This window comes from Pseudomonas sp. H3_E07, assembly GCF_054668895.1.
In genome coordinates this window covers 4,205,119-4,218,788 of the sequence record NZ_CP162795.1, presented here as the reverse complement: position 1 = coordinate 4,218,788, position 13,670 = coordinate 4,205,119, and the positions used below count along the sequence as shown (strand labels likewise).

Genomic DNA, 13,670 nt, shown 5'->3' with positions numbered 1-13,670 from the left:
TCAAATTTCCAATAGCGCGCGAACAATGGCCTGCAGTTTACGGGTGAGCGGCCCAACCGGCCAGCTCATCGCAGCGTACCCGCGCACCGGCCAAATGCCATAAACGCTGTTGCACACAAAGACTTCGTCGGCCTGCTGCACCTGCTCAAGATCGATGTCGGCCACGGCCACCGGGATGCCCAGGCTTTGTGCCTGGACCAGAATCTCGGCGCGCATCACACCGGCAACGCCGCAACGGGTCAGATCAGCGGTTAGTAACAAGCCGTTGCGCACTAGGAACAGGTTGCTGAATACGCCTTCGATGACGCGGCCGGACACATCCAGCATCAAGCCTTCAGCGTGCTCAGTGTCTTGCCACTCGGCGCGGGCGATCACCTGTTCGAGGCGATTGAGGTGCTTGAGACCGGCCAGCAACGGCTGTTCGGCCAAGCGGGTCGCACAGGCGAACAGACGGATGCCGTCGGCTGCATGGGCGTGGGGATAGGTAGCAGGCGGACTGCCCTGCAAGATGCGGCGCACCGGAGCGCCGAGGTTGATGCCATAACCGCGCAGGCTGTCGCCGCGGGTCATGATCAATTTGAGAACACCGTCGCCGAGGGCGGCGGCATAGGCCAGCACTTCGCTGCGGATCAATTCACGATCCGCAACCAAGGCGAGGCGCCTGCACCCCTCATCGAGGCGTTGCAGGTGGCGGTCGAGCAGCACAGGCTGCCCGGCCCTGACGGCGATGGTCTCGAACAGCCCATCACCATACGCCAGGCCGCGATCTTTCAGGGGCACGCTGTCCGCTGGCTGACCGTCGACCCAGCTGTGCATCACTCGGCGAACCGGCGGAACACCAGGGAACCGTTGGTGCCACCAAAACCGAACGAGTTGGAGATCACCACGTCGATCGGCATCGGCTGTGCTTCGTGAGGCACGAAGTTCAGGTCACAGCCTTCATCCGGCTCATCCAGGTTGATGGTCGGTGGAGCGACCTGATCCTTGATGGCCATGACGCTGAAGATCGCCTCGACCGCGCCCGCTGCGCCCAGCAAGTGGCCGGTCATCGACTTGGTGGAGCTGACCGCCAGGTTGTAGGCGTGCTCGCCGAACACCGACTTGATGGCTTCGGCTTCAGCCAGGTCGCCGGTCGGGGTCGACGTGCCATGGGCGTTGATGTACTGCACTTGGTCCGCATTGACCTTCGCGTCGCGCAGGGCGTTGGTGATGCAACGCGCAGCACCGGCACCGTCGGACGGTGGCGAGGTCATGTGGTAAGCGTCGCCGCTCATGCCGAAGCCGATCAGCTCGGCGTAGATCGTGGCACCACGCGCCTTGGCGTGCTCCAACTCTTCCAGTACCAGCGCACCGGCACCGTCGGACAGTACGAAACCGTCACGGCCTTTGTCCCATGGACGGCTGGCACGGCTCGGCTCGTCATTACGGGTCGACAGCGCCCGGGAGGCGCCGAAGCCGCCCATGCCCAGGCCGCAGGCCGCCATTTCGGCGCCGCCGGCAATCATCACGTCGGCTTCGTCATAGGCGATGTTGCGCGCCGCCATGCCGATGCAATGCGTGCCAGTGGTACACGCCGTGGCGATGGCGTAGTTAGGCCCCTGTGCGCCCAGGTGGATCGACAGGAAACCGGAAATCATATTGATGATCGATCCCGGGACGAAGAACGGTGAAATTCGACGAGGGCCGGAATCATGCAACGTGCGGCTGGTTTCTTCGATATTGGTCAAACCGCCAATACCCGAACCCATCGCCACGCCGATGCGATCACGGTTGGCGTCGGTGACTTCCAGGCCGGCATTACGCACTGCCTGAAAACCGGCTGCCAGGCCGTATTGAATGAACAGGTCGAGTTTGCGGGATTCTTTGACCGAGAGGTATTCCTCGACATTGAAACCCTTTACCGAGCCGCCAAAACGGGTGGAATAGGCAGAAAGGTCCGTGTGTTCGATCAGACCAATACCACTGTGGCCAGCCAGAATGCCCTGCCAACTGCTCGGCACATCCGTGCCCAGTGGCGACAACATACCCATACCGGTGACTACGACGCGTCTACGCGACACAGCACTCTCCTTTTTCTAATGACGACACTTTTGCTTCAACGTTTACTTTTGATCAGGGCTAAAGAAAAAACCGCACGCCGTTACAGCAGTGCGGTTTTTCCCTGAAAGCAAACGACGACTACAAACTATTACGCCTGGTGGCTAGTAACGTAGTCGATAGCAGCTTGAACAGTAGTGATTTTTTCAGCTTCTTCGTCCGGGATTTCGGTCTCGAATTCCTCTTCCAGAGCCATCACCAGCTCAACGGTGTCAAGGGAATCGGCACCCAGGTCTTCTACGAAGGAAGCAGTGTTGACCACTTCTTCTTCTTTAACGCCCAGTTGCTCGGCGACGATTTTCTTGACGCGCTCTTCGATGGTGCTCATACCTTGTTTAACTCCTAATGGACAAATTCAGGCAGCTGGCCAGTGGGTAAGTGTATAGAAAGCCATTTCAGCTTTTCAACTGAAAGCTTCACCCTGTACCCGGTCGGCCACCTGCCTATAAATTAAGTTGCAGCTTTATAACGGATTTTAGACAGCTCGTATGACATTTTTTTGAAGCGATCCGTCACAATTTAACTCATGTACATCCCGCCGTTCACCGGGATTGTAGCCCCAGTCACGTATGCCGCACCGTCGGATGCCAGGAAAGTGACCACATTCGCGATCTCTTGAGCCTGGCCCAAACGGCCCAGCGGAATCTGCGTCAGCAAGGCTTCACGCTGTGCTTCTGGCAGTTCGCGGGTCATATCGGTGTCGATGAACCCTGGGGCCACCGAGTTGACCGTAATCGACCGCGAGCCGACTTCACGTGCCAATGCACGGCTGAAACCTTCCAGACCGGCTTTGGCAGAGGCGTAGTTTACTTGGCCTGCGTTGCCCATGGCACCCACTACGGAGCCAATATTGATAATTCGACCCCAACGCGCCTTGGTCATGCCGCGCAAAACGCCCTTGGACAGGCGAAACAGACTGTTCAAGTTGGTGTCGACCACGTCGTACCACTCGTCGTCTTTCATGCGCATCATCAAGTTGTCGCGGGTGATACCGGCGTTGTTCACCAGAATCGCCGGCGCACCGAACTGTGCGGTGATCTCGGCCAGTACGGCAGCCACGGACTCATCACTGGTCACGTTCAGCTCAAGGCCGGTACCTTGCACGCCGTTTTCCTTCAGGGTCGCGGCGATACGCTCGGCGCCCGAAGCGGACGTAGCGGTGCCGATCACAACGGCGCCCTGACGGCCCAGTTCCAGGGCGATCGCCTGGCCAATGCCACGGCTTGCGCCGGTAACCAGTGCAACTTTACCTTGCAGACTCATGCAGGCTTCTCCTTAGTTCGGGGATTAGGCCAGTGCCGCGCGAGCGGCAGCGAAGGCATCCGGGGTATTGAGGTTGGCAGTCGACACGCCGTCGGCGCACCGCTTGTTCAGGCCGGCCAGGACTTTGCCCGGACCGCACTCGACCAGCTCGGTGGCGCCGTTGGCCGCCAGGGTCTGGACCGATTCAACCCAACGTACGGGCTTGTAGAGTTGCTCCAGCAGGTCGCGCTTGAGAGTGTCGAGGTCGGCAGCCACGGCTGCACTGACGTTCTGCACCAACGGGATCTGCGGTGCCTGCCAGTTGATGGCGGCGATGGACTCGGCAAAACGCTCGGCTGCCGGGCGCATCAGCTCACAGTGCGACGGCACGCTCACCGGCAACGGCAGGGCACGCTTGGCGCCACGGGCCTTGCAGCCTTCGATGGCACGCTCGACCGCCGCCTTGGCACCGGCGATGACCACCTGGCCAGGGGAGTTGAAGTTCACGGCGCTGACCACTTCGCCCTGGGCCGCTTCGGCACAGGCTTCGATCACCACGGCATCGTCCAGGCCCAGGATAGCGGCCATACCGCCCTGCCCGGCCGGAACGGCTTCTTGCATCAGTTGGCCACGGCGCTCGACCAGCTTGACCGCCTCACCGAGGGTCAGGCTGCCCGCTGCCACCAAGGCGCTGTATTCGCCCAGGCTGTGACCCGCGACAAATGCCGGACGCGCGCCGCCTTCCGCCAGCCACAAACGCCACAGGGCGATCGAAGCGGTCAGGATGGCCGGCTGGGTTTTATCGGTTTGATTGAGCTGCTCTTCCGGCCCTTGCTGGGTCAGTGCCCACAGGTCGTACCCCAGGGCGTCGGACGCTTCTTTAAAGGTGTCCAGGATCAGCGGGTATTGCGCGCCCAGCTCGGCCAACATGCCGAGGGACTGCGAACCCTGCCCTGGAAAGACGAATGCGAGGGATGTAGACATGTAACAAGCCCCTAATGATCTGGTCGTCAAAAATGCGCACGCCTACGGTGGGAGTGCACGAAACTGACAGATTGGATGGTCAATTGAACTGGCCGGTCACATTTAAGCACTCCCGAGCCGATTCGCCTAAGGCAACAGGTCCTCAAGACGGCCGTGCAAGCGTTGCGGCAGGTTTTCCTGGATCTCGATCAGGGCCCGCGCAATCGCGCTTTGAAAGCCTTCAACGCCCGCAGAACCATGGCTCTTCACCACAATGCCCTGCAAGCCCAGAAAACTCGCACCATTATGCCGCGCTGGCGCCAGGTCGGCCTGCAGGCGGCGCATCAACGGCAGCGCCAGGGCGCCGACCAGGCGCGACGCGAGGTTCTGCTTGAACAACGCCTCGATGCGCGTGGCGATCATGGTCGCCAGGCCTTCGCTGGATTTGAGCAGGATATTGCCGACAAAACCGTCGCACACCACCACATCCGCCTCACCGCGATACAAGCCGTCACCCTCGACAAAGCCGATGTAGTTCAAGCCGCGCGCACCCTGCAACAACGTAGCAGCAAGCTTGACCTGCTGGTTGCCCTTGATGTCTTCGGTACCGATATTCAGCAAGGCCACCCGCGGGCGGGCCACGCCAAGCGCTTCGGCGGCCACCGAGCCCATCACGGCGAACTGGAACAGGTGCTCGGCACTGCAATCGACATTCGCGCCCAGGTCCAGCAGTTGACAATAGCCCTTCTGCGTCGGAATCGCCGCCACCATGGCCGGCCGATCAATGCCGGGCAACGTTTTCAGCACAAAGCGCGACAGCGCCATCAGAGCCCCGGTATTGCCGGCACTGACACAGGCTTGCACCTTGCCATCACGCAGCAGCTCAAGCGCCACCCGCATCGAAGAGTCGGGTTTGCCACGCAGGGCCGCCGCCGGCTTGTCATCCATGGTGATGGTTTCGCTGGCCGGCGTAATCGTCAGGCGCGCGCGATCCACCGCCGGATGGCTGGCAATCAGTTCTTCAAGGAGGGAGGGTTGACCGACGAGGGTCAGGTGCAGCGAGGGTGTAGCGGACAGGCTGGCAATGCAGGCCTGAACAATGCTGCGGGGACCGAAGTCCCCGCCCATTGCGTCTATCGCGATGACTAGAGCAGACAAGTGATTACTCGTCAGCGCCCTTGTCGATCACTTTACGGCCACGGTATACGCCTTCTGGCGATACGTGGTGACGCAGGTGAACTTCACCGGTGGTCTTTTCTACGGACAGGGTGCTTGCCTCGAGAGCGTCGTGCGAACGGCGCATGTCACGGGCGGAGCGGGATTTTTTGTTCTGCTGAACAGCCATAATTGATTAACTCCTAAACGTTTGGGTCACGCTTTAACTGCGCCAATACACTGAACGGGTTGGACCGCGTTACCTCGTCCTCGCTCGGTTCGGGCTCGTCATCGAGGCCCGCCGGCTGCTGGCATTCTTCCGGATGATGAGCAGGCACAATGGGCAAGGCGAGCAGAAGCTCCTCCTCGATCAGTGCATGCAGATCCAAAGGATCTTCGCCCAGTTCCAGCACGTCATAACCTTTCGGCAACGACTGGGTATTCGCACCCTCCTTCACCACAGCATAACTGCACTCGCTGTGGATCGGCAGGGTGACCAGCTCAAGACAACGCTGGCAAACCATTTTGACTTCGGTGTCGATAAAGCTGTGGATTACCACAGACTTACGTTCATCTCGTTCAAAAACGAATTTGGCCTGCACCCTACCGACAGTGTCGGAAAGCGGGTCGCAGAGTCTCTCCAAATCGGCCAGCAGCAACTCACCTTGAAGGGAAGTGCCACGATCAGCCAATTTGCGCGGGTCAACGTGAGGTGGAATCGGGTCATTCAACATAGGCGCAGCATTATAGGGATGCACCCAGCCATGTCAAAGGAAATTCAGCCCTGTGCGTCAGCCGGTCACCCCGCTAGAATCCCCGGCTGCCCTGAGGAGACGCCCATGCTGCCTTTATTACTCGCATCCAGCTCGGTTTATCGCCGGGAATTGCTGAGCCGCCTGCACCTGCCGTTCATCTGCAGCTCGCCGGATATCGACGAAAGCCACCGTGCGAATGAATCCGCCATTGAGCTGGTCAAGCGCCTGGCCGAAGAGAAGGCACGCGCGCTTGCGGCCAGCCATCCTGGGCATTTGATTATCGGCTCCGACCAAGTGGCTGCGCTCGACGGCCGGATCATCGGCAAGCCGCACACGTTCGAGAACGCCCGCGAACAACTGTTGGCCGCCAGCGGCAAGCGTGTCAGCTTCCTCACCGGCTTGGCGCTGCTGAACAGCAAGACAGGGCACTGCCAGGTGGACTGCGTACCTTTTACTGTGCACATGCGTGAGCTGGACGCTGAGCGCGTTGAGCGCTACCTGCGGATTGAGCAGCCGTACGACTGCGCGGGCAGCTTCAAGGCTGAGGGGCTGGGTGTGAGCCTGTTCCAGAGTACCGAAGGGCCGGATGCAACCAGCCTTATCGGCCTACCGCTGATCCGCCTAGTAGACATGCTCTTGGCTGAAGGCGTGCAGATCCCTTAAAGCCGCCACAAAACCAACTGTGGGAGCGGGCTTGCTCGCGAATGCGTCGTATCAGTCACTGATGTGCTGATTGAACCACCGCATTCGCGAGCAAGCCCGCTCCCACATTTTGAGCGATGCCAGCCTCAGGATTTCAGCGCAGGGTCGGACCCTGGAAGCCCATATACAACGCCAGCTTCTCCGCCACACTCGCTCCGAGCTTCTTGGAGAACCGATCAAACGGCGATTCCTCAACCGTGAAATCCACCAACTCCTTCTCGCCAATCACATCCCGCGCCACCGAACTGGCACTGCCCAGCCCGTCGATCAAGCCAAGCGGCAACGCCTGCTCGCCCGACCACACCAGACCGGAGAACAGCTCGGGGTGGTCCTTATCCTTCAGGCGGTCGCCGCGCCCCTGCTTCACGCTGGCGATGAACTGGCGATGGGTGGTGTCGAGCACGCCCTGCCAGAACTGGGTTTCATCTGCCTTTTGTGGTTGGAACGGGTCGAGAAATGCCTTGTGCTCACCCGAGGTGTAGGTACGACGCTCCACCCCCAGCTTCTCCATGGTGCCGACAAAGCCATAACCGGCCGCCGTTACACCAATGGAACCCACCAGGCTGGCCTTGTCGGCGTAGATCTGGTCAGCGGCACTGGCGATGTAATAGGCCCCCGAAGCACCCAAGTCCGAAATCACGGCGTACAGCTTGATATCAGGGTGCAGAGCACGCAGGCGACGAATCTCGTCATACACATAACCGGACTGCACCGGACTCCCGCCAGGGCTGTTGATGCGCAGGATCACGCCCTTGACCTTGGGGTCTTCAAACGCGGCACGCAGGCTGCTGACGATATTGTCGGCGCTGGCGGGCTCCTTGTCGGCAATCACCCCGCGCACTTCGATAAGGGCGGTGTAGTTGGCACCCCGGGTAGCGCTTTTTTCCATGTCCATCAACGGGCTGAACAGCGCCAGCATGGCGATGAGCCAGATAAACGTCAGCAGCTTGAAGAAAATCCCCCAACGCCGTGCACGACGCTGTTCCTGGACGCTGGCCAAGAGGGTCTTCTCCAGTAGCTTCCAGCTTTTATCATCGCTGTTTTCAGCCTTTTCGGGCGCTTTCCACTCGTCACTCATGCCATCAACCCCAACAAAGACTTATTGGGCCCGGCTGAGCCAGGCCTGCAATTCGGAAAAATGATCAATCGTCAGGCGCGGCTCGTATTGCTGCAACGCCTCGGCAGCCTGGGCGCCATAGCTGACCGCCACACTGTCCATGCCCGCATTGCGCGCCATCATCAGGTCGAAGGAAGCATCCCCCACCATCAGCGCCTGGCGTGGCGAGACGCCGCAATGGGCCAGGATCTGCTCCAACATCAGAGGGTGGGGCTTGCTGGCAGTTTCATCGGCGGCGCGGGTGATATCGAAATAATCTTCCCAGCCGTGAGCCTTGAGCACCCGGTCCAGCCCGCGACGCGCCTTGCCGGTGGCGACCGCCAGGTGATAACCCTCGGCGCGGAACGCCTCCAGGGACTGCACCACACCGTCGAACAATGGCGAAGGCGTGGCCTCCAGGGCGATGTAGTGATCGGCGTAGTGATCGCGAAAGGTGACCAGTTCAGCGTCGCTGATCTCGGGATACAAAGTGCGAATCGCCTCAGGCAGGCCCAGGCCGATGATGCCCTTGACCGCGTGATCCGTGCACGGCGCATAGCCCGAGCGAATCGACGCTGCGTGCATCGATTCGACTATCCGGCCAATGGAGTTGGCCAGGGTGCCATCCCAGTCGAATATCAGCAGTTTGTAATCAAGGTGCGACACTCAAACGCTCCACGGTCTTGGCCCACATCTCATCGACCGGCGCCTGCAGCTTCAACTCGCCACCATCGGGGAGCGGCACAGTGAGCATGTAGGCATGCAGGAACAGGCGCTTGCCGCCCAGGTCACGGATTTCCTTGGAGAAATCCTCGTCACCGTATTTGGTATCGCCAGCGATGCAATGGCCCGCATGCAGGGTGTGCACGCGAATCTGGTGAGTACGGCCGGTTACCGGCTTGGCCTCGACCATGGTGGCGAAGTCACCGAAGCGGCGCAGCACCTTGAACAGGGTCAGGGCTTCTTTGCCCTCTTCGTCCACTTCCACCATGCGCTCGCCGGAACGCAGGTTGCTCTTCTGCAACGGCGCGCGGACGCTCTTGATGGAGCTGGCCCAGTTGCCGCGCACCAGCGCCATGTAGCGCTTGTCCACGCCATCGCCACGCAGGGCGGTGTGCAGGTGGCGCAACATGCTGCGCTTCTTGGCAATCATCAGCAGGCCGGAAGTGTCACGGTCCAGGCGGTGGACCAGCTCCAGCTCCTTGGCGTCCGGACGCAACTGACGAAAGGCTTCGATCACGCCGAAATTCAGGCCGCTGCCGCCGTGAACCGCAATGCCACAGGGCTTGTTGATCACGATCAGCTTGTTGTCTTCAAAGACGATCGACGCTTCAAGGCGCTGCAACAAGCCTTGGGCCAATGGCACGGGCTCATCACGCTCAGGCACGCGAACCGGCGGCACACGGACGATATCGCCCGCCTGCAACTTGTACTCGGGCTTGATCCGGCCTTTGTTCACCCGCACTTCACCTTTACGCAAGATGCGGTAAATCAAGGTCTTGGGCACGCCTTTGAGCCTGGCCAGGAGAAAATTGTCGATGCGTTGGCCGGCATATTCCGGCGAGACCTCGAGCAGCTGGACGCTGGGGGTCTGGGGGGCGGTAGTCGTCATGGCGGCGATGATAACAATTTTTTATGGAATTGAAGCACTTAATCATTGCTGCTATAGTCGCGAACGCCGCCAAAAGCGGCCTGGACAGAGGACATGCGGCAAACTGCCGGCCCTGACCATCGCAATTCATCAGGACGCGAGGCCGTCCTACGGGGCTTTCGCCACCCTGGAAGGCTCAAGATTGTAACAAGCGCAGGTGACATGAGGCCTGAAGCGAGTGCAGAAAGCAGAGTGAATACTCGCGTTCCGCGCCGATATTTACGGCCAGTTCACAAAGTGCAGTCAGTCTTGAACCAGACCACGGCGAATACTTCGGAAACAACGCCTGTTAAGAGCTGAGTGAGAGCGCAACCGCCCACACCTAGTCTTGTTTAGCCATGAGCGTGGACTCCCCATTGGAGAACACGGTAAATGCCAACCCGCTGCGGATTCTGCGCGCGGCAGCACCCGAATTATCAGGGATACGTGTAGGGTGGAGATGCACAACCGTCGGACCGTGTAGCACTAGGCTTATATTTAGACGCTTCATCTCGTCCACAGTCGCCGGTTGATTCCTCCTCCTGACCTTAGCTTTTGTTGAAGTGGTGCCTTTGTCACCACCGCTAACAAGCAGGACGCGTCCGTCGCGATACCGGCCCAATTGGCTGGTTTTTGCTGGACACTGGAGTGGCCAACCACTCTTGACGCACCTGACACCGACCGTGAGAAGTCGTGTGTGCCGAACGCCGTTTCCGGCAGCCCGGAAACCGACGGTACAACATGAAAAGAATGCTGATTAACGCAACTCAACCCGAAGAGTTGCGTGTTGCACTGGTAGATGGCCAACGCCTCTACGACCTGGACATCGAATCCGGTGCACGCGAGCAAAAGAAGGCCAACATCTATAAAGGCCGTATTACTCGCATCGAACCAAGCCTTGAGGCTGCCTTTGTCGATTTCGGCTCCGAGCGCCACGGCTTCCTGCCCCTCAAAGAAATCTCCCGCGAATACTTCAAGAAAGCCCCTGAAGGCCGCGTGAACATCAAGGACGTCCTGAGCGAAGGCCAGGAAGTCATTGTCCAGGTAGAAAAAGAAGAACGTGGCAACAAGGGCGCTGCCCTGACCACCTTCATCAGCCTGGCCGGCCGTTACCTGGTCCTGATGCCGAACAACCCACGTGCCGGCGGCATTTCCCGCCGCATCGAAGGCGAAGAGCGCAACGAACTGCGTGAAGCGCTGAACGGCCTGATTGCACCAGCCGACATGGGCCTGATCGTTCGCACTGCCGGCCTGGGCCGCAGCAGCGAAGAAATGCAGTGGGACCTCGACTACCTGCTGCAACTGTGGACCGCCATCAAAGAAGCGTCCCTGGATCGTTCCGCGCCATTCCTGATCTACCAGGAAAGCAACGTGATCATCCGCGCCATCCGCGATTACCTGCGCCAGGACATCGGCGAAGTGCTGATCGACAGCGTTGAAGCCCAGGACGAAGCCCTGACCTTCATCCGCCAGGTGATGCCGCAGTACGCCAGCAAGATCAAGCTGTACGAAGACAGCGTCCCGCTGTTCAACCGTTTCCAGATCGAAAGCCAGATCGAGACCGCCTTCCAGCGCGTGGTCGAACTGCCTTCCGGTGGCTCCATTGTGATCGACCCGACCGAAGCCCTGGTGTCCATCGACATCAACTCGGCGCGTGCGACCAAAGGCAGCGACATCGAAGAAACCGCCCTGCAGACCAACCTGGAAGCGGCTGAAGAAATCGCCCGCCAGCTGCGCCTGCGTGACATCGGCGGCCTGATCGTGATCGACTTCATCGACATGACCCCTGCCAAGAACCAGCGCGCCGTGGAAGAGAAAGTCCGCGAATGCCTGGAAGCTGACCGTGCCCGCGTACAGGTCGGCCGCATTTCGCGCTTTGGCCTGCTGGAAATGTCCCGTCAGCGCCTGCGTCCTTCCCTGGGCGAGAGCAGCGGCATCGTCTGCCCGCGTTGCAACGGCACCGGCATCATCCGTGACGTTGAATCGCTGTCCCTGGCGATCCTGCGCCTGATCGAAGAAGAAGCCCTGAAAGACCGCACCGCCGAAGTCCGCGCGCAAGTGCCGATCCCGGTTGCCGCCTTCCTGCTCAACGAAAAACGCAACTCGATCACCAAGATCGAACTGCGCACCCGTGCCCGTATCGTCATCCTGCCGAACGATCACCTCGAAACCCCGCACTTCGAAGTGCAGCGTCTGCGCGACGACAGCCCGGAAGCCCACAGCGGCCAGTCCAGCTACGAAATCGCCGCTGCCGCAGCCGAAGTGGAAGAAGTCCAGCCAGCCGCCGCGACCCGCACCCTGGTTCGCCAGGAAGCCGCGGTCAAGACCGCGCCGGCTCGCGCCAACGCTCCGGTGCCGACCGAAGTCGCCGCTCCGGTTGCCGCACCGGCCGCCCTGCCTGAACCAAGCCTGTTCAAAGGCCTGGTGAAGTCGCTGGTCAGCCTGTTCGCCACCAAGGAAGAGCCTGTTGCTCCGGTTGTGGTCGAAAAACCGGCTACCGAGCGTCCTGCGCGCAACGAAGAGCGTCGCAACGGTCGTCAGCAGAGCCGTAACCGCAACGGCCGCCGTGACGAAGAGCGCAAGCCGCGCGAAGAACGTGCGCCGCGTGAAGAACGCGCCCCACGCGAAGAGCGTGCACCTCGCGAACCCCGTGAAGAAACCCCGACCGTAGAACGTGCACCGCGTGAAGAGCGCGCACCGCGCACTCCACGTGCCCCACGCGAAGATCGCAAGCCACGTGGCGAGCGCGAAGAACGCGTGCGTGAACTGCGCGAGCCGCTGGACGCCGCGCCAGCCGCTGCCGGTGCTGCCGTTGCTGCTGAAGAACGCCCGGCCCGCCAGCCGCGTGAAGAGCGTGCGCCACGCGAAGAACGCCAACCTCGCGCCCCGCGTGAAGAGCGTCAACCACGTGCCGAACAAGCGGCTGCTGCCAGCGAAGAAGAGGTACTGACCGGCGAAGAGCAACTGCAGGAAGACGGTCAGGAAGGCGCCGAAGGCGATCGTCCACGCCGCCGCTCCCGTGGTCAGCGTCGTCGCAGCAACCGTCGTGAGCGTCAACGTGATGCCAACGGCAACGTGATCGAAGGCTCGGAAGAGACCGGCGAAAACACAGAAGCCGCTACCAGCGAACCGACTGGCGCCGAACTGGCTGCCGGCTTGGCCGTTACCGCTGCCGTTGCCAGCTCGGTCATCAGCGCACCGGCTGAAGCCCAGGCTCACGAGCAGGCTGAACGCGCTACCGCAGCGGTCGAAGACACCGTCACCGTGGAAGCACCGGTTGCCGAGACGCCAGCCGTTGAAGCACCTGCTGTTGAAGCGCCGGTTGCTGAAACGCCAGTCGTAGAAGCGTCGGCTGTCGAAGCACCGGTTGTCGAAGCCACCACCCCAATCGAAGCGCCGGCTGTTCCGGAAGTGGAAGTTGCCCCGGTTCAAGAAGCCCAGCCAGAAATTGAAGTGGCAGCGGTTGAACAAGCGCCAGTGGTTGAGCCTCAGCCAGTGGTCGAAGCAGCGGTTGTCGAAGCAGCCCCAGAAGTACGCGAAGTTCGTGAAGAACAGACCGCCTTCCAATGGACTGCCGAGCCTGCCGCACCGGTTGAAGCGCCAGAACCTGCCCCTGTGGTAGAAGAAGCGCCAGCGCCGGTTGCCGAAGTCGTGGTCGCCGAGCCAGCCCCAGTGGTTGAGCCTGCTCCGGTCGTAGAACCTGCGCCCGTGGTTGAAGCTCCGGTAGTTGCCGAAGTGGCAGCACCGGTGGTTGAAGCAGCCCCGGTCAGTGCACTGACCGAAAACGGCCGTGCCCCGAACGACCCACGTGAAGTGCGTCGTCGTCGCAAGGAAGCTGAAGCCGCAGCAGCTGCCGCGGCACAGGAAGCAGAGCACGAGAGCAAACCTCTCGCCTGATTCCAGCAGCGACTAAAAAGCCCCGCCTGAGTGATCAGGCGGGGCTTTTTTATAACAATCTTGTAGATATCGTAGATTCACGGTGGGAGCGGGCTTGCTCGCGAATGCGCCGGGTCAGGCAGAACTGCAGTGA

The 13,670-nt window shown here is 60.7% G+C and carries 13 protein-coding genes; 2 read left to right on the top strand and 11 right to left on the bottom strand.

The window, feature by feature from the left end:
* The 8 genes from pabC to AB4O08_RS19350 form a co-directional block, all read right to left on the bottom strand.
* Complete coding sequence (gene pabC / locus AB4O08_RS19385; protein WP_460114284.1) at positions 1–816, bottom strand: aminodeoxychorismate lyase; 816 nt, start codon at positions 814–816, stop codon at positions 1–3.
* Entirely contained in the window at positions 816–2,060 is a 1,245-nt protein-coding gene (fabF, locus tag AB4O08_RS19380) for a beta-ketoacyl-ACP synthase II (RefSeq protein WP_010208386.1), read from the bottom strand. Before fabF ends, pabC begins: the two co-directional genes overlap by 1 nt.
* Before the next feature lie 128 nt (positions 2,061–2,188).
* Positions 2,189–2,425: an acyl carrier protein gene (gene acpP / locus AB4O08_RS19375; RefSeq protein ID WP_003175607.1), complete on the bottom strand. Its 237-nt coding sequence runs from the start codon at positions 2,423–2,425 to the stop codon at positions 2,189–2,191.
* A gap of 191 nt (positions 2,426–2,616) precedes the next feature.
* Complete coding sequence (gene fabG / locus AB4O08_RS19370) at positions 2,617–3,360, bottom strand: 3-oxoacyl-ACP reductase FabG (protein ID WP_005790544.1); 744 nt, start codon at positions 3,358–3,360, stop codon at positions 2,617–2,619.
* Between the two features lie 24 nt (positions 3,361–3,384).
* The gene (fabD, locus tag AB4O08_RS19365) at positions 3,385–4,323 is read right to left on the bottom strand and encodes an ACP S-malonyltransferase (protein ID WP_021491483.1); all 939 of its coding nucleotides are present in this window, start codon (positions 4,321–4,323) and stop codon (positions 3,385–3,387) included.
* 126 nt (positions 4,324–4,449) lie between these two features.
* The gene (gene plsX, locus AB4O08_RS19360) at positions 4,450–5,460 is read right to left on the bottom strand and encodes a phosphate acyltransferase PlsX (RefSeq protein WP_021491482.1); all 1,011 of its coding nucleotides are present in this window, start codon (positions 5,458–5,460) and stop codon (positions 4,450–4,452) included.
* A 4-nt stretch (positions 5,461–5,464) separates the two neighbouring features.
* Positions 5,465–5,647, bottom strand: coding sequence for a 50S ribosomal protein L32 (rpmF, locus tag AB4O08_RS19355; protein ID WP_003179396.1), 183 nt, complete (start codon positions 5,645–5,647; stop codon positions 5,465–5,467).
* Positions 5,648–5,660: 13 nt separating this feature from the next.
* Complete coding sequence (locus tag AB4O08_RS19350; RefSeq protein WP_010208374.1) at positions 5,661–6,191, bottom strand: YceD family protein; 531 nt, start codon at positions 6,189–6,191, stop codon at positions 5,661–5,663.
* Between the two features lie 105 nt (positions 6,192–6,296).
* Between AB4O08_RS19350 and AB4O08_RS19345 the strand changes: the two genes are divergently transcribed.
* A complete protein-coding gene (locus tag AB4O08_RS19345) occupies positions 6,297–6,875 on the top strand; it encodes a Maf family protein (protein WP_460114283.1) in 579 nt (192 codons plus the stop codon).
* A gap of 133 nt (positions 6,876–7,008) precedes the next feature.
* Here the strand turns inward: AB4O08_RS19345 and AB4O08_RS19340 are convergent, their stop codons facing one another.
* The 3 genes from AB4O08_RS19340 to rluC are packed head-to-tail and all read right to left on the bottom strand — an operon-like array spanning position 7,009 to position 9,622.
* Entirely contained in the window at positions 7,009–7,992 is a 984-nt protein-coding gene (locus AB4O08_RS19340; RefSeq protein WP_010208371.1) for a S49 family peptidase, read from the bottom strand.
* Between the two features lie 21 nt (positions 7,993–8,013).
* Positions 8,014–8,676: an HAD-IA family hydrolase gene (locus AB4O08_RS19335; RefSeq protein WP_010208369.1), complete on the bottom strand. Its 663-nt coding sequence runs from the start codon at positions 8,674–8,676 to the stop codon at positions 8,014–8,016.
* A complete protein-coding gene (gene rluC / locus AB4O08_RS19330) occupies positions 8,663–9,622 on the bottom strand; it encodes a 23S rRNA pseudouridine(955/2504/2580) synthase RluC (RefSeq protein WP_033901273.1) in 960 nt (319 codons plus the stop codon). Before rluC ends, AB4O08_RS19335 begins: the two co-directional genes overlap by 14 nt.
* Positions 9,623–10,381: 759 nt before the next feature.
* Here rluC and rne point away from each other — a divergent pair.
* Positions 10,382–13,537, top strand: coding sequence for a ribonuclease E (gene rne, locus AB4O08_RS19325; protein WP_460114282.1), 3,156 nt, complete (start codon positions 10,382–10,384; stop codon positions 13,535–13,537).
* Positions 13,538–13,670: the final 133 nt, after the last annotated feature.